Genomic DNA, 17,054 nt, shown 5'->3' on the forward strand with positions numbered 1-17,054 from the left:
TGTTGCCCTTATTCTGCGGCGGGCTCGCTGTGCAAGCTATCTTCCGCCGGTAGGCGGATAAGCGGCGGGGCGGCGGTGCCCATGCGTTTAAAACCTTGCAGGGCTTCCAGGAAGGCGTCCAGTTCTTCACTGCCTACGCGGGCCTTTATAATTTTTTTGATGCGGAACGATTGTTCGTCGGGAATTTCATGGGTGGCTATCTGTTCCAGGAAACCGTTTTCGGTAGTACGGTCTATGAGGCGGTCTATTTCTTTAAGAAACTTTACCCTGCTGGCATTTTCCTTAAAAAACAATTCGGCGTATTCCTTGATCTCGCGGCGTTTGCGGATCAGTTCCCGCGTGGTGGCGGCGCCTACTTCAAACTCGGCCATCATTTCGCGCAGCAGTACCAGCATAATACTTTCCTCGTAGGTGAGCGCCCGGCGGGGTATCCAGCTCACGGCATTTTCTTCCTCGTCTGTGGTGGTATGTTTCAGGAAGGCATAGCCATCCTGCTCATCCAGCACCAGTAGCAAGCCTAGTGGCAGCAGGAAGGCTACGAGTTCGGATTTGTATTGCAGGAGTTTTTCCCAAATACTTTTATCTACATATTCCACCGGGCCTTTCAGCAATTTGATGAACACCGGTACGAAGGGCAATAGGGTATGCGAATCGTTCATAATGGCTATTTACTAAATAAGAGATAAGGCACTTCAATGAATTTAGTGGAGGTTTCGTTCAGCGGCACCAGCTCCGTGATATTGGGCAGCACCTGCACCTGGCCCCCCTTGTCGCGTAGGAAGCTGTAATAGCTGACTATCTCGGCCAGGCCGTTTTGCAGGGGTATCATCTCCAGCACCTCGCGTAGGGTGGCGGTGGTCTTCACGGCCAGCACGTCTTCTACTTTCTTCCATAACTGTTTGCGGTCTATATGCGTGGTGCTTACCATGCGGCTAAAGCGGGTTACGTCTTCTATTTTTTCGGTGGCGGCTACGGGTTGTTTTATGGGCAGTTCCTGTTTCTTTCCTTCCAGTTGCAGGCGGCGGTCCATGATCATTTTCACAGGCACACTGTCTGCCACTTCCAGGCCGCAGGGCACTGCTTCATCCATGAGGGAGAATATCATTTCTTTGATGTTGCTGATTTGCTGGCGCAATCTTTTATGGCGGGCTATTTCTTTTTCGGTGATGATGCGGCTTAGTTTTTCGGCCATCTTATCGTTAGCATCGTATACGGCCTTGCCTTGTTCTAACAACATGGATTTTACATTTTGCAGGAATGTTTCATCGGTAGGAATTTGCCGGGCCTTCACCAGTTCCAGCAGTTGATCGGTCAGCGCTTTCCAGTCTTGCTGGCCTTCGCGGGAAATAAGGAAATCCCAGAAAGCGTAAAAGCTTTTGCCCTGGCTACTATTACGCAGCGCATCATACGCCTCGAAAGCAAAACCCACAATAGCGCCCTTGTGCTGTGTAGCGCGGGTGTGCTGCTCCACGATAGCACGGTGAATGTGTTTAAAATTATCCTCCACTTCCCGGAAGTCGCTCACCAGGTCGTAACACAGGCGGGTAAAGAGTTCCAGGCGTTCCTGCACCTGGGCGTTGGTATAGTTGTCTGGTGCCAGGCCCAGTTCTATGGCTTTAATTTCTTTATCTATTTCGGCGCGTTTGTCTTTCAGTATTGCCAGGCGCTTGCTGCGGTCGTCTTCCGTTTTTTCCACCACATCCCGCAAAGAATTGAAGAGCAATTTAAAGCGGCTCTCGGTGCCTACATGGTGGCGGCCCTGGAGGGTTTGCATCCACTGGAAAGCCTTTTCGGTATGGGCAGAAAGCTGGTACTGTACCTGCCCGTCGGCATCCTGCAAGTCCTGGAGTATGCGTTGCTGTACCCAGCTTATTACATACTTGCGGCTGCGGGTTTCTTCATTTTCGCCGAAGGCAATGCGGGCTTCTTCAAAATCTTCTATCCCATCTTCCTGCACAATCAGTTGCTCCGCGAGGAGTTGAATAAGTAACTGCTCGCTAATGAGGAAGCGATTGTCTTCTTTGAACACCCGGTACAGGAATGGCAGTACCCATTGCCCGCTCCGTTGGCGGAGCATGCGTACAGCGGGATGGGTATCAAATAAAAAAGCGAGATCTGCTTGCTTCATAATAATGGTTACAGGCGCCTAAGCCGGCAGTTATACCAGGACTTACTCCCCCGCCGCTGGTGAACAGACAGAGTGCGCTTCAATAAAGTTGATCTGTTGAGCAATGCTGCAAAGAGAAAGAAAAAAGTGAAACAGAAATCGGGTGGGGATAAATACGGGTAAAATATTTATTCATTTTTAAATATGCTTTTACCTTGCCAGAAACAACCCGGCATAAGCAATTGATTATCATATATAAAAATTTAAAATACGTGTAACCTTTCTACGGCAGGCCCTTGGCAAAAGATCTGCCAGGCAGGTAAATGGGCTGCTGTAGGGGGGAAGGGCAGGCCCGGCGGAACAACGTGGAATAATTATTGTGCTATAAAAATGCCTGCGCAAACGCAGGCATTCAATGGCGCTGTAAATTTCTAAGTACAAAAATGGATCAACAAACAATGGATGGATCGTCGTTTTGTTGTGCCAGCCAGGCTCCGCTGCACAACTCGAAGTATTGAATTTGCTTGCCCCGTATGTTTCAAGACCCCTCGCTTTTCGCAGCTATCCCTGCATGGCGCAGCAAAACGACCGTTCTCCGTTTTTATGCTTTAACGATGGTCTTGCCTACACGCCGCCGCCTGCGGAATATATTCCAGGCTAAGATGCCGATGAACACAAAGGGCCAATAACTGATCAAAAATAATATTATCTCCCGCAACAATGCCGCACTATTGCGCAACGCTATCCCCATCTCTGCCACAAAACCGGCACGGGTCACCACTTCCGGATTCACCACTACCTGCACATCGGCGAGCTGGCCTTGGAATAGGGTAACCTGTAAAGTAGCGTAAGCCACCTGGTCGTTAAACACTTGGTTTTGTACCGTACGGTCTATCTTGTCTTCCTGCTTTTTACTGGTATATTGCGCGGCATCTATGCCGTGCTGGTGTTGGGCGCCTACTACCGGCTGGGCAAGCTGTTGGTTGGCCGCCTTTATCTTCAGGTTGTTCGATAAGTACTGGAAGGTAAGATCCTCCTGTTTCAGCACCCGGCTATTGGTAAATACAGACAGTTCCCCCACACGGCGCAGCACCGAATCGAGGTATAGTACCGGCACACGCAGTTCCAGGTGGGCAGTAGGTACGTATACCTGCACCTTACGGATAGAATCTGGTCCATAGGCATATTCATTTTCTTGTACCACTTCATTTTGCAGGTTGCTTTCTGCTACAATGCCGCCTACAGATCCGGCGAGATTTTCCAGTTGAGATGTCACCGACTGCAGGTTGTTAACGCGGGCACGAATGGTAGCAGTACGAACCATTTTCCGATCAGCACTTTGCAAGGGCATTACCGAATCGGCATTGGCATCATCCGCCGCCGTAGCGGCTTCCATCTGCACGGATGCATGTTTATAATCCGTACGTTTACCGCACGACACTATCGCCAGCAGCAGGAAAGCTGCGTAGTATGGTTTTACATAACGCATAAAAATGTTTTTATAACCCTTTATACGCAGCATGATGAAAAGGTAACCGTATAGATTTGTTAAAAAATGTAAGCCCCGGTGCATGTGGGCATATAATAATGTTAGCACATTACCATGGCTTTTCGTATATTAAAGTATCCAACACACCCGCTATGAACACATCTAACAGAAGAAAATTTATCGGCAATGCCGCCGCGCTGGTGGCCGGTTCTGCCATTGCAGTAGCCTCCATGCCGGCAGCCCAGCATGCACCCATTATACATCATGCCATTTTCTGGCTTAAAAACCCACACTCCACAGCAGACCGCGACAAGCTGGTGGAAGGGGTAAAAACACTGGCCCACATCCCCACGGTGCAAACCCTGCACGTAGGCATACTGGCCCCCACCGAAAAACGCGATGTGGTAGACAATACCTGGGGCGTATCGGAGATTATGTTTTTTAAAGACCTGCCCGGACAGGCTACTTACCAAACCCACCCCCTGCACCTGGCATTTATAAAAAACTATAGCCATCTTTGGGAAAAGGTGGTGGTGTATGATGCGCAAACAGTGTAATGTAGCCGCTGGTTTACACACAAAAGCCATTTGCGGCGGGATTGCTGCAAATGGCTTTTATAATAGTGCTTACTTGAAATGTACTTACTGACTAATGGCATCCAGCGTTTTCAACGCTTCGGCGTCCAGAATCACCTGGGCGGTGGCGAGGTTTTCTTCTAGGTGTTTTACACTGGAAGTACCCGGTATCAGCAGGATGTTGGGTGAATGATGCAGCAGCCAGGAAAGCGCTACCTGGTGGGCGGTAACCTTCAGTCGGTCTGCCACCTGCTGTATTTTGGCCAGGCCCTCCACGTTGCCGGCATTGAGAGGAAACCAGGGAATGAATGCCTTGCCGGTTGCTTCACAATATTTCAATACCGGCTCCCAGGTACGGTTATCAACGCTGTACTTGTTCTGTACAGAAACGATCTTCACGAAGGTTTCTGCTTTTTTAATTTCTTCTACCGATACTTCCGACAAGCCAATGTGTTTGATCAATCCCTCTTCCTGTGCTTTTTGCAGGAATCCCATGGTTTGTTCAAAGGGTACATTGGGATCAATGCGGTGCAACTGGTAGAGGGGTATCTGATCTAGCTTCAGGCGTTTAAGACTACCTTCCAGCGCAGTTTTCAAATGATCCGGATGCCCATTCACCGGCCATACGTCCGGGCCAGTGCGGGTAAGGCCTCCCTTGGTAGCTATCACCAAGCCCGCTTTGTAAGGATGCAGTGCTTCAGCTATCAGTTCTTCCGACACATTAGGGCCGTAACTATCAGCAGTATCGATAAAATCTACCCCCAGTTCCACGGCACGGCGCAGTACACGAATAGATTCGTCATGGTCCTTTGGCGGCCCCCAGATACCTTTGCCGGTAATACGCATGGCGCCATATCCCAGTCGGTTTACCTTCAGGTCGCCGCCTATGGCAAAAGTTTTTTCATAAGTTGCGTTGCTCATATTTAAAATTTAAAGGTGATTGTGTACTTTGTATGCCGGAATGGTATCATATTTGATGCCAGCACCAGCAATTACAGTAAGGAAGCTATTACCGACCGCGCGGCGGCAATTTTACAAAACCCTGCATGGGCTGGCGTTTGCCTGTCCCTCACCCGGTATGGGACCTCTTTGCTATTTAACTTTATAGTGGTTTCCATCATTTAAATCATCCCGTATATGACAACTAAAAAAGGACTGGCCGCCATTGTGGCAATGCTGGGTACCGTGCTACTCTGTTCCCTCTCCCTGCCCCAGGACGATGAAAAACCAAAGAACCTGAAGGTGATGCCTAAGAACAGCACCCACGAGCAGGTGGATAGCGTGATGCACAGCTTTAAACTGGCCCTGGGGGTAAAATGCGGCTTCTGCCACGCACCACAGAAAGACGATCCCAGGCGCCTGGATTTTGCCAGCGACGAAAATCGTCACAAGGATATTGCCCGGGATATGATGCGTATGACGGGTACTATTAATAAAAAATATTTTTCGCATGCGCAAGATTCTTTGGGACATGCCATCTTAGCGGTAAGCTGTGTTACTTGTCATAATGGACATGCAGCACCTCAGTATGTACCCGATGAACCGATGCAGGAAGAACATCATTAAAGCGAAGGTATTCGTTATATCAACAAAGCATTTACACTTCCCTGGGTGTAAATGCTTTTTTTGTGGTAGGGGGGCGCGGCTTTTCTAGCTGCAAAATTGTTGTATGCCATCCACCTCTACCCTACAATGACACCGCTGCATTAGGTCCCCCTTTGAAGGGGGCTGGGGGATGAGCTTCGCGTGTATCATCTATCATCTTTTGTGGTAATTCCGGCGTGCGCCGGGAGGGGCATTCCACTGCCGCGGGGGCCTTCTTTTTTGCTGGTGCAAAAAAGAAGCAAATGAGCGTAAGCGAATTCATAAGGCCCCGTAAAAAAATAAAAATGACCCGAATAAAAAAGCACCTGGCGGCTGCGGAAAATGGCTGAAATTTACTGCGCTCCGCTACGGCAAACGAAGCTTACTATTTAGCGTTGGATTTCTATTGGGCGAATGTGCGCTTGGGCTTTTGTACTATCCTCTGCCCGTTTGCCGCTTTACGCTCCACTGCGTAAATTTCTTGCCGCCATTTTCCTAAGGCCGCAAATGCTTTGCAAGCTAGCTGTTTTCATCTTGCTACTGAAAGTTTTCGCATACCATCCGCTTATTTCCTGCAAGGCTCTCAAATCCACCATGATGGCTCCGCTGCATTAGGTCCCCTTTTGAAGGGGGTGGGGGATGAGCTTCGCGCATATCCTCCGCTATCATCTTTTGTGGCAATCCGGCTTGCGCCGGGAGTTGCATTCCGCTGCCGCGGGGGCCTTCTTTTTTGCTGGTGCAAAAAAGAAGCAAAAAAGCACCTGGCGGCTGCGGAAAATGGCTGAAATTTACTGCGCTCCGCTACGGCAAACGAAGCTTACTATTTAGCGTTGGATTTCTATTGGGCGAATGTGCGCTTGGGCTTTTGTACTATCCTCTGCCCGTTTGCCGCTTTACGCTCCACTGCGTAAATTTCTTGCCGCCATTTTCCTAAGGCCGCAAATGCTTTGCATGCTAGCTGTTTTCATCTTGCTACTGAAAGTTTTCGCATACCATCCGCTTATTTCCTGCAAGGCTCTCAAATCCACCATGATGGCTCCGCTGCATTAGGTCCCCTTTTGAAGGGGGTGGGGGGATAATTTTCGCGTGTATTATCCGCGCATATCATCCGCTATCATCTTTTCTCATTTATTACATGCTAATGCAACATTAAAGCAGACAACCTGTAGTGTTATAAATACTTTGTCTATTTTCCGATGCTTTTTTTGCTGGTTATTTTATCTTTTACATATCCTATGAATGTTTCTGCATTTATTTATAACGCTTTGCAACAGTAAAATATGAGTTTTCGTAGCATCGGAAATACAGCTCCCGGCGCATGACGGAGAGCGAAGACTTTCCTGTTAAAAAGATGAAAGCGGAAAGTGCGCGAAGACTATTCACTTACCAAGATAAAAGCAGCTATTATGAAAAGCATTTGCGGCCTTAGGAAAATGGCGTCAAGAAATTTACGCAGTGGAGCGTAAAACGGCAAACGGGCCGAGGATAGTACAAAAGCCTACGCGCACAATCGCCCAATAGAAATCCCACCGCTTAATAGTAAGCTTCGTTTGCCGTAGCGAAGCGCAGTAAATTTCAGCCATTTTCCGCAGCCGCCAGGTGCTTTTTGTTTCTTTTTGCACCAGCAAAAAGAAAGCCCCCGCGGCAGCGGAATGCAACTCCCGGCACATGCCGGATTGCCACAAAAGATGATAGATGATACACGCGAAGCTCATCCCCCTGCACCCTTCAAAGGGGGACCAAATGCAGCGGAGCCATCATGGTGGGTTTGGGGGCCTTGTAGGAAAAAAGCGGAGGTAGGTGAAGACTTTCAGTTAGCAAGATAGAAGCAGCTATTATGCAAAACATTTGTGGCCTTAGGAAAATGGCGGCAAGAAATTTACGCAGTGGAGCGTAAAACGGCAAACGGGCCGAGGGTAGTACAAAAGCCTACGCGCACAATCGCCCAATAGAATCCAACGCTAAATAGTAAGCTTCGTTTGCCGTAGCGAAGCGCAGTAAATTTCAGCCATTTTCCGCAGCCGCCAGGTGCTTTTTATTCGGGTCATTTTTATTTTTTTACGGGGCCTTATGAATTCGCTTACGCTCATTTGTTTCTTTTTGCACCAGCAAAAAGAAAGCCCCCGCGGCAGCGGAATACAACTCCCGGCGCAAGCCGGATTGCCACAAAAGATGATAGATGATACACGCGAAGCTCATCCCCCAGCCCCTTCAAAGGGGGACCTAATGCAGCTGAGCCATCATAGCGGATTTGAGAGCCTTGCAGGAAATAAGCGGATGGTATGCGAAAACTTTCAGTAGCAAGATGAAAGCAGCTATTATGCAAAGCATTTGCGGCCTTAGGAAAATGGCGTCAAGAAATTTACGCAGTGGAGCGTAAAACGGCAAACGGGCCGAGGGTAGTACAAAAGCCTACGCGCACAATCGCCCAATAGAAATCCCACCGCTTAATAGTAAGCTTCGTTTGCCGTAGCGGAGCGCAGTAAATTTCAGCCATTTTCCGCAGCCGCCAGGTGCTTTTTATTCGGGTCATTTTTATTTTTTTACGGGGCCTTATGAATTCGCTTACGCTCATTTGCTTCTTTTTTGCACCAGCAAAAAAGAAGGCCCCCGCGGCAGCGGAATGCCCCTCCCGGCGCAAGCCGGATTGCCACAAAAGATGATAGATGATACACGCGAAGGTCAGCCCCCTGCAAAGGGGCCAAAGTATACCAACACCACTGCACATATCAAGAAAAATGCGCTACCGCATCTTTATACATGGCTAAAAATCCGGCTTTTTCTCCGGCTGTTAATTTATAATCGGCATCACCCGCTACCCAGTCGCGGAAATAAGCAGTGGCCAAGTGGTCGGGGGTATCTACCTCCATCTTGGCTACCAGGCGGGCATATCCCCCAATAAAAATACCCCGGGAAGAAATACGGCTCACCAGGAAATCGAGGCAGCTTTCCCAGTTATAAAACGCCAGGTATAAACGCAGCTTACCAGTTTTGGCATCCTTTTTCTCCACCACGCCCGCCAGTATATCGTCGAACAGGGAAGACCATCTTGTGCCATCGGCCATGGCGCCTGCATAGTTATGGTTAATGCCATGGCTACCATCGCTGCTCTCCTGCCGAAAAATGATGTATACTGCACGTTTTATTTCGCGGGGTATATCCTGCCCATCCAGGTAGGCAATGACATCATCCATGGGTACAGTGGTGGGTTCGTAATTGAGCAAGGGAAGCTCCGGGTATGCGTTCATCGGGATAATTTTAAAGGTGGCGCACCGCGCCGTTCATGTCTTTTGGTTAAGGCGGAATAGTATGCCGCAATATACAGTTTTTGCTATACGCTGCTATTCCTGTCTCCACAAAATAGCAACCCCTTTATCTTTGAAATGCACCATCCTTCCAGATCACTGTATGCCAGTGGTGCAAAATTCATTAGTTTGTGAACTCACTTACTCGTTATCGCTATGATCAGGAAAATTTGTTGTGGCGCCGCTTTGCTGTTTTCCCTTGGGAATGCCTATGCACAGGGCGTTTACATGCCACGCAATATTAAGCAAGCTTATGCTAAAGGCACCCGCTCCCCGGATGGTAAACCGGGCAAGTGGTATTGGCAGAATACCGCCACGTATGATATACACATTACGGCTGCCCCACCTTCCCAGGTGATCAAGGGTACGGAAACGATCGTGTACCATAATCAAAGCAGGGATACCCTTAAAACGCTGGTGATACGCCTCATCGATAATATCCACAAGCCGCAGGCTTCCCGCTCTAATTATGCGGGCAAGCAAACGCTTTCTGCCGGCTTTACGGTAGATACTTTTACACTTAATGGCAAGGCCCAGGCGTTTAACAACGATGTGGGTACGGTAGCGCCGGTACGGCTAGGTGCCACGCCCCTGCTACCCGGCGATTCGGTGCAACTGTATGTAACCTGGCATTACGAACTGCCCTTGCAAAGTGGCCGGGAAGGAATGATAGATACCACTACGCAGTACCTGGCCTACTTTTATCCCCGGGTGGCTGTATACGACGACTACAACGGGTGGGATATGATAGAACATACCGATCGTACCGAATTTTATAACGACTTTAATAATTACCGTTTATCCGTAACCGTACCCCGCAACTATGTGGTATGGAGTACCGGCACGCTGGAAAATGCCGCTGCCGTGCTTCAACCTGCCGTGGCAGAGCGCCTGCGCCAGTCGTTTACGACAGATAGCGTCTTACATATTGCCACCCAGCAAATGGTGAACGACAAAGCCGTTACGGCGCAAAACGACCAGAACACCTGGATATGGACGGCCCATAACGTGTCTGACCTGGCGGTGGGCATCAGCAATACCTACATCTGGGATGGGGCCAGCGCGGTGGTAGACAGCGCTACTATGCGCCGTGCCAGCATGCAGGCGGCCTATAGATCTACGGCGGAAGACTTCCACCACTCGGTGGCTTTTGGGCAGTTTGCCCTCACCTGGTTTTCGCACCACTGGCCAGGCGTGGCGTATCCCTTCCCGAAAATGACCGCCTTCCAGGGCTTTGCCGATATGGAATACCCGATGATGGTGAATGATGGGACGGTGAATGATCTGCGCTTTGCCCAATTGCTGCAAGACCATGAAATGGCGCATACCTATTTCCCCTTTTATATGGGAATTAATGAAACCCGCTACGCCTACATGGACGAAGGCTGGGCTACTACGCTGGAATACCTGATCGGCATAGCAGAATTTGGACAACAAAAGGCGGATGATTTTTATAAGACCTTCCGCGTAAAACGTTACATCTCCGACAACTCCACGGAAGAAGATATGCCTATCATCTCCATGTCTAACCAGGTGAGCGGCATGGGCTATGGCAGCAATGCCTATGGCAAACCCTCTATGGCCTACCTCTCGCTGAAAGACCTGCTGGGCGATGCCCTTTTCCGCAAAGGGTTACACGCGTATATGGATCGCTGGCATGGAAAACATCCCATTCCCTGGGATTTTTTCTATAGCCTGAACAACGCCACCGGACAAGACCTGAGTTGGTTCTGGAATAACTGGTTTTTCAGTTATAACTATATAGATCTGGCCGTAGCCAGTGTACACACTTCGGCCAAACAAACGGTGGTAGTGGTGCATAACACAGGTGGTTTTGCCATCCCGTTTGATGTGATCCTGACTAACGCTACCGGCAGTACGAAAACCTACCACCAAACGCCGGCGGTGTGGAAGGCCAACCAGCAGCAAGCCACCATTACCCTGCCCACAGGCCAGGTAAAGGAAGTAACCTTGGAAAATGGCATTTACCTGGATGCTACGCCGGCAGATAATACCTGGAAGCCATAAACGCAGCCCCCATTTACTACGCTCCATAAAAAAAGCGTGTTGCACCTTACAGTATGGCGACACGCTTTTTTTTAATGTGAAGAAACACTTAGCCGTTGCTACCCCGTTCCATCTGGGAAATGATTTTATTCACCTCCGTTTCGGTGGCCCGCAGCTTGCCCTGGCAAAAGGCAATGAGTTCCGAGGCGCGTTTTACTTTTTCCGCTAGTACATCTACCGACACGGTTTCGTCTTCAATGGCGGTGGCTATTTGTTGCAGCTCGGCATAGGCGGCTTCATAACTTAAAGGTTGTTCCATCGTAGTAGTCTTTTTGGGTGATCGTGGCTTGGAGAGCCGCGTCGGCAAGGATAATTGAAATGTGATCGCCGGCCTGCAGGGAACCGGCATTGCTTAGCACCTGCGCATCTTTTTTCACCAGTGCAAAGCCCCTGCGCAAAGTAGCTGCTGGCGAGAGCAGGTGAATGACTGCCTTATAATGTGCCAATTCTCCCTGGCGGTTTTTAAGGTAGGCGGCCTGGTAAGCCCTCACCTGGGTGCAGGTATTTTTCAGCGCGCTGGCACGGTGTTGCAAGATCAGCGCCGGCCGGGTGGATACCCGCCCCGCCATGGACAGCAGGGTGGCCCGGTAACCGAAGAGTAATTCCCGTACATACGTAACCGTTAGCTCCCGGTGTTGTTGCAGGGCAGCCCCCTGTTCGTGCAGTAACGCACGGCTGTCCTGCACTATCTTATGCCGCAGGGCCGACAGGGATTGCTGTTGCGATACAAACAACTGCTGCGAGCGCACCAATATACTTTGCTGAAAATGCAGGAGCTGTTCTTCAAAGGCCCGGTTATGGGCAATGATAAATGCCGCTGCTTCGGTGGGTGTTTTGGTTTGGGTATGCGCCATCATATCGGCAATGCTGGTGTTGTGCTGGTGGCCTATCCCGGTGATGATGGGAATGGGAAAGCGGGCAATGGCCTGGGCCACGAGATAGTTGTCGAACAGCAGGAAATCCGTCTGCGCCCCTCCGCCACGTATCATCACCACCGCATCGTAGGCCTTGCCAGATTGATAAATATCGATGAGCAGTTGGCGCAAGCTCATAGCATTGGCCTCGCCCTGCACTTCGGTAAAATATTCCTGGCAGGAAAACCGGTAGCCCCAGGCATTCCCATCCAGGGTATGTTTAAAGTCATTAAGTCCGGCAGATGCTTTGGAGGAGATCACGGCCAGCCGCTGTAGTACAGGCGGCAGGGGGCGGCTTTTATTAGGGGTGCGATATGCATCGCCCAACAGGTGAATGTCTGTATTTTCGGCCACCAGCCTGGCCAGGGTTTGCTGCCGCTGCTGGGCTATCCTGCCCAGCGTGTAGGAAGCTTCGATAGCATGCAACTGCAATTGCAAACCAAATTGCGGATGATAGGCTACCGACACTTGCACCAGTACATGGATATTGTTGGTGAAGCGTTGGCCGGTGGCCTGTTCAAAGCTTTCAATAGCGCGGCTGCCAGCGCCCCAGGCCCTGGCAGCGAATTTGGTCACTACGTGTTGCCCGCCTTCTTCCTTCTCCACCAGTTCAAAATAGTGATAGTTGGTGGCGGCCTTAAACGTATGGCTGGTTACATCGGCAATTACCCAGTACGTAGCAGTGCCAAAGGCATTCCGTACCACCGCTTCCACCGCATGGGCCAGCGCAGAAAGTTGAATGAAATTGTTATTGGCCATCACAAAAACACGACCCGGTCCTACGCCGGGTCGCCAGGGGCAAAGTTAAGGCAATCTGCCCTACTTAATGCGGCTTACGGGCATGCAGTTTTTCAAACAGCCGGTGTTGCAGATCGGCATCGGTGAGCGTGTTCAGCTCCTCCGTATCGATCTCGTACCAGTCTTTTTTATTACCCAAAGAACCGATTACAAACGTGTGTCCTGCCGTTGCCGGCTCACCGGTTTGGGGATGTTTTTTAGACAGGTTCACCACTACATCTTTTTCTTTTGACATCCCTGAATGTAACGAAATTCCAGCACAACCGGTCATAAAGCAGGACGCCCGGCAGGTTTTCCCTCATATACCTGCGGGTTCACCACGGCGGGCAGGCGCTCCCCTTTCAGGCCGGCAATGATGTTGCGGGCAGCCAGTATGGCCATGGCGTCGCGGGTTTCTACCGTGGCAGAGCCAATGTGGGGCAGCACACATACGTTGGGCATTTGCAGCAGTACGTTATCAGGATGCATGGGTTCGGGATTGGTTACATCCAGCCCGGCACCCCATATCTGGTGATTGAGCAGGGCGGAGATCAGGTCTGGCTCGTTGTGCAACCCACCCCGGGCCGTATTTACAAAGATGGCGTTGGGTTTCATTTGCGCAAATGCGGCGGCGTTAAACTTGTCCTGTGTGTCTGCGGTGAGCGGGGCGTGTACAGAAAGTACGTCGCTTTCCCGTAGCAAGGTTTCGAAAGACACATACCGGGCACCCAGTTCTTTTTCGGCGGTGGTACAAGGCTTACGGTTATGGTAAAGGATGGGCATATTATACGCCGCCTTGCTGCGCCGGGCCATGGCCTGGCCTATGCTGCCCATCCCAAAAATACCGAGGGTCTTGCCTTCCAGCGAAAGGCCCAGATTGGCCGTAGGCTCAAAGAAATTCCAGTCGCCCCGGAGTATTTTTTTATGCAGGTAAAATGCTTTGCGTGAAGTGGCCAGCATAAGCAGGAAAGCCGTATCGGCTGTAGCATCGGTGAGTACGCCGGGCGTGTTGCCAATGGGAATGCCGTGGGCGGTGGCCGCCGTTATATCTACATTGTCATAGCCTACTGCGTGCAGGGCAATCACTTTCAGGTGTGGCACTGCGGCCAGGAAGCCGGCGTCTATCTTGCTGGAACCTGCACTCAGCAGGGCATCGGCATCCCTGCAATGATCAACGAGTTCGGCGGGTGTCAGGTTTCTTTTTTTGGTCCATTGCTCAATGGTCAGGCCGGCTTCCTCCAGTAAACGGAGACCGGCCTGCGGAATTACGCGGGTAATAAAAACTTTCATTGCCTAAAGATTGGTGGTCATCTTTGCCTTATTACGTACAATTAATGCTGCGTATTAAATGCGTTTAAAGATACGCCCATTTCTCCGGCCATCTTATCCCTCCAGATTTTTTAACACTTTTGCAATATTTACGCCTTTACCCAGCACGGGCTTAAACAAATCGCCTTCTGCCTGCACGCGGGCCAGGGCGTTGTGAATGGTAAAGTCTTTCATGCGCAATCCTTTTTTAACTTCCTCCCAGTGCAGGGGCATGGATACAGTAGCGCCGGGTTTGGGCCGCAGGGAATAAGGCGCAGCCAGCGTGGCCTTGGCGCGGTTCTGTAAATAATCGATATAGATCTTGCCTCGCCGCTTGTTGGTCATGCGTTCTATACTGGTAAACCCTGGCAACTCCTGCTGTACCTGGTGAGCAATGAACTTGCCAAACAACTGGCATTCATCGTAGGTATATTTTGCCGCCAATGGAATGTATATATGCATGCCGGTAGATCCGGAGGTTTTGATATAAGCTGGCACCTTCATCTGATCCAGCAGTTGCTTGGTTACTAGTGCCGTTTGTATCACCTGTTCAAAGGTGTTTTTATCATCGGGGTCCAGGTCTATGATGCACCAGTCGGGGTTTTCGGGCGTTGTAATGGTGCTGTTCCACGGGTTCATTTCAATAGCGCCCAGGTTGGCCATATACAACAGGCCGGCCTCGTTTTCCACCACCATAAAATTTTTATCTGCACCCTCATTAGTGTGGTAGGGAAACTGTTTAATCCATTCCGGTGCCTTGCCGGTCACGTCTTTTTGGTAAAAGCTCTGGCCATTAATACCATTGGGAAAACGGTTCAGCGATTGCGGACGGTTTACCAGGTAAGGCAAAATATAGGGTGCCACCTGGTAGTAATAATTCAGCATATCGCGTTTGGTAACGCCTTCACCGGGCCAGTATTCTTTACCAAGGTGGGTAAAGGATAGCGGGTGGCCATTTACATTTTTTACCTGTGTTTCTTCGGAGGGGTTCAATAATGTTTTAGGCATCTTAGCAGTAGATGGGTGTAAAAAACCAGCAGGGTTTTTAAGCGCAGCCTTTTTAGTGGGGGTACTCGCGGGGGCCTTCGCGGCGGCTGGGTGGGCTTGGGGCGTTTTTTCTTCCACTACCTCTTCGGTATTGACCGCGCGTTCCCGGGTTACGTCTTTCGCCTTTTTATCTTCGCGCAGGCCTTCAAAAGAGGGGTGGCGCATCACGCCTTCACTGGTCATCTCAGCATAACTTACTTCGCACACCAGTTTTGGCTTCAGCCAGAAAGCTTCCGCATGCGGCGGATGGGGGCGGAAGCGGGAGGGCTTGTTTACCGAAGGCGTTTCTGCAAAAGGCGATTTGCTGGTGAGCAAGGGGGTAAATAAGGCCATCATGTCCTGCTGTTTTTTATCACTAAAGCCAGTACCGATTTTGCCAGTGTATTGCAACTTCCCGTTTTCATACACACCTACCAGCAGGGCGCTGAATGTTTTTACCGTGCCTTCGTTGCGGGTAAATCCGCCAATCACCATTTCCTGTCTTTGGTTCACTTTTAACTTTAGCCAATCCCGGCTGCGGGCGCCGGGTTGATAAGTGCTGTTGGCCCTTTTGGCCACAATGCCTTCCAGGCCCATTTGTGCGGCGGCGGCCAGCAGTTCGGTGGCGGTGGTGTCGAAATTATCACTGAAGCGAATGGGCCCTTCCGGGGGCATCAACTCTTTTAGCAACGCGCGGCGTTGCAGCAGCGGCCACCCGGTAAGATCATGCCCATCCAGCCACAGGAGGTCAAACACATAGTACACCAGATCGCCATCGGCCTCGCTACGCCAGTTTTGCAGGGAGCCAAACTGCGATACGCCGGCTTCATTGAGTACGGCAATTTCCCCATCCACCACGGCATGTATACCCCAAGCCTTTACGGCATCGTAAATGGGGTAAAACTTTTCGTTGAAGGTTTTGCCATTGCGGGAAATAAGATTTGTATTTTTTGGATGGATCAATGCCAGGGCGCGGTAGCCATCCCATTTTACTTCGTAGATCCATCCCGGATCATCGAAAGGTGCGTTAACGAGGGTGGCCAGCATGGGGGCTATGGTTTCGGGGAAAGGGGCTACGGGCGCTCCTTGCCAGTCCGGCTTTTGGGGGGTGGCATTCTTCGGTTTTTTTGCTGCTGCAGAGCGGCTGCTGCGGGTGCCTGCCTTAGCGGCTTTCACCGGTTTTTCTGCTGGCGTGGCGGGGGTGCCTGCCTTGGCGGCTTTCTTTTTTTCCAGGGCGGCTACAGCGGCTACATTATCTGCTGCACGGTGTTTTTTGCCAAGGGTATGCGTGGAGGAAGCAGCCATTTTTTCCAGGGTATTCCCAGACACCACCGATTTATTTTGTTGCGTAATGTCTTTTACGGAGGCATAGGCGTCGCGGTGTTTTATCAGCAACCAGGCATTTTCCTCCCCACCTTTGGTACGCACCAGGGCGTATTCTCCCTGTAGTTTCTGGCCATGCAGGATAATTTTCAGTGAGCCGTCTTTCCATTCCTGCAAGAGCAGCTTTTCCTGTGCAGCGCGGCCCTTGGTGGGGGTAATGGGTTCGTAGGTACCCTGGTCCCACACGATAACCGTACCGGCGCCGTAGTTACCCTGTGGGATGATGCCTTCAAAGTCTTTGTAATCGTAGGGATGATCTTCTACCATCATAGCCAGCCTTTTCACAGCAGGGTCTGTAGACGGACCTTTGGGCACTGCCCAGCTCTTTAACACCCCATCCATTTCCAAGCGAAAATCGTAATGCAGGTGGGAGGCCGCGTGCTGCTGGATTACAAAAACCAGGGCCTTACCACGGCCCTTACCTCCAGTAGGCTCCGGGGTCTGGTCAAAACTGCGCTTCTGCTTATATTTAGCCAGGCTCATACGCGTAGGTTTGGGGAAATCACTACAAAAGTCTGA

Annotated in this window: 13 protein-coding genes; 3 read left to right on the forward strand and 10 right to left on the reverse strand. The window is 50.6% G+C overall.

Features of this window, described 5'->3' with window-relative positions; translation table 11 throughout:
* Positions 1 to 8: 8 nt before the first annotated feature.
* The 3 genes from GA0116948_RS00805 to GA0116948_RS00815 all read right to left on the reverse strand — a co-directional run bounded on the left by GA0116948_RS00805 (position 9) and on the right by GA0116948_RS00815 (position 3,596).
* Positions 9 to 659 carry a DUF4194 domain-containing protein gene (locus tag GA0116948_RS00805; RefSeq protein ID WP_089708022.1) on the reverse strand — a complete coding sequence of 217 codons (651 nt, stop codon included), beginning with the start codon at positions 657 to 659 and terminating at the stop codon, positions 9 to 11.
* A 5-nt stretch (positions 660 to 664) separates the two neighbouring features.
* Positions 665 to 2,128 (reverse strand): DUF3375 domain-containing protein, encoded by a 1,464-nt coding sequence (locus GA0116948_RS00810; RefSeq protein ID WP_089708024.1) that lies wholly within the window; start codon positions 2,126 to 2,128, stop codon positions 665 to 667.
* 580 nt (positions 2,129 to 2,708) lie between these two features.
* Positions 2,709 to 3,596, reverse strand: a complete 888-nt coding sequence (locus tag GA0116948_RS00815; RefSeq protein ID WP_165798309.1) for a DUF4349 domain-containing protein — start codon at positions 3,594 to 3,596, stop codon at positions 2,709 to 2,711.
* 152 nt (positions 3,597 to 3,748) lie between these two features.
* Here GA0116948_RS00815 and GA0116948_RS00820 point away from each other — a divergent pair, with 152 nt between their 5' ends.
* The gene (locus GA0116948_RS00820; protein ID WP_089708028.1) at positions 3,749 to 4,153 is read left to right on the forward strand and encodes a Dabb family protein; all 405 of its coding nucleotides are present in this window, start codon (positions 3,749 to 3,751) and stop codon (positions 4,151 to 4,153) included.
* A gap of 84 nt (positions 4,154 to 4,237) precedes the next feature.
* Here the strand turns inward: GA0116948_RS00820 and GA0116948_RS00825 are convergent, their stop codons facing one another.
* The gene (locus tag GA0116948_RS00825; protein WP_089708030.1) at positions 4,238 to 5,092 is read right to left on the reverse strand and encodes an aldo/keto reductase; all 855 of its coding nucleotides are present in this window, start codon (positions 5,090 to 5,092) and stop codon (positions 4,238 to 4,240) included.
* Between the two features lie 216 nt (positions 5,093 to 5,308).
* Here GA0116948_RS00825 and GA0116948_RS00835 point away from each other — a divergent pair, with 216 nt between their 5' ends.
* Positions 5,309 to 5,737, forward strand: a complete 429-nt coding sequence (locus tag GA0116948_RS00835) for a c-type cytochrome (RefSeq protein ID WP_089708035.1) — start codon at positions 5,309 to 5,311, stop codon at positions 5,735 to 5,737.
* Positions 5,738 to 8,484: 2,747 nt separating this feature from the next.
* Here the strand turns inward: GA0116948_RS00835 and GA0116948_RS00855 are convergent.
* The gene (locus GA0116948_RS00855; RefSeq protein WP_089708043.1) at positions 8,485 to 9,003 is read right to left on the reverse strand and encodes a hypothetical protein; all 519 of its coding nucleotides are present in this window, start codon (positions 9,001 to 9,003) and stop codon (positions 8,485 to 8,487) included.
* Positions 9,004 to 9,216: 213 nt separating this feature from the next.
* On the opposite strand from GA0116948_RS00855, the gene GA0116948_RS00860 reads away from it, so the two are divergent.
* Positions 9,217 to 11,088, forward strand: a complete 1,872-nt coding sequence (locus GA0116948_RS00860) for a M1 family metallopeptidase (RefSeq protein WP_170876061.1) — start codon at positions 9,217 to 9,219, stop codon at positions 11,086 to 11,088.
* Between the two features lie 88 nt (positions 11,089 to 11,176).
* Here the strand turns inward: GA0116948_RS00860 and xseB are convergent, their stop codons facing one another.
* The 5 genes from xseB to ligD form a co-directional block, all read right to left on the reverse strand.
* Positions 11,177 to 11,386 (reverse strand): exodeoxyribonuclease VII small subunit, encoded by a 210-nt coding sequence (gene xseB / locus GA0116948_RS00865; protein ID WP_089708045.1) that lies wholly within the window; start codon positions 11,384 to 11,386, stop codon positions 11,177 to 11,179.
* Positions 11,364 to 12,800 carry an exodeoxyribonuclease VII large subunit gene (gene xseA / locus GA0116948_RS00870; protein WP_089708047.1) on the reverse strand — a complete coding sequence of 479 codons (1,437 nt, stop codon included), beginning with the start codon at positions 12,798 to 12,800 and terminating at the stop codon, positions 11,364 to 11,366. Before xseA ends, xseB begins: the two co-directional genes overlap by 23 nt.
* A gap of 64 nt (positions 12,801 to 12,864) precedes the next feature.
* Positions 12,865 to 13,074, reverse strand: coding sequence for a hypothetical protein (locus tag GA0116948_RS00875; protein ID WP_089708049.1), 210 nt, complete (start codon positions 13,072 to 13,074; stop codon positions 12,865 to 12,867).
* Between the two features lie 32 nt (positions 13,075 to 13,106).
* Positions 13,107 to 14,108: a 2-hydroxyacid dehydrogenase gene (locus GA0116948_RS00880; protein ID WP_089708051.1), complete on the reverse strand. Its 1,002-nt coding sequence runs from the start codon at positions 14,106 to 14,108 to the stop codon at positions 13,107 to 13,109.
* Positions 14,109 to 14,201: 93 nt separating this feature from the next.
* Positions 14,202 to 17,018: a DNA ligase D gene (ligD, locus tag GA0116948_RS00885; protein WP_089708054.1), complete on the reverse strand. Its 2,817-nt coding sequence runs from the start codon at positions 17,016 to 17,018 to the stop codon at positions 14,202 to 14,204.
* Between the last annotated feature and the right edge of the window lie 36 nt (positions 17,019 to 17,054).

Origin of the sequence: Chitinophaga costaii (genome assembly GCF_900094705.1) — a bacterium.
Classification (GTDB): Bacteria; Bacteroidota; Bacteroidia; order Chitinophagales; family Chitinophagaceae; genus Chitinophaga; species Chitinophaga costaii.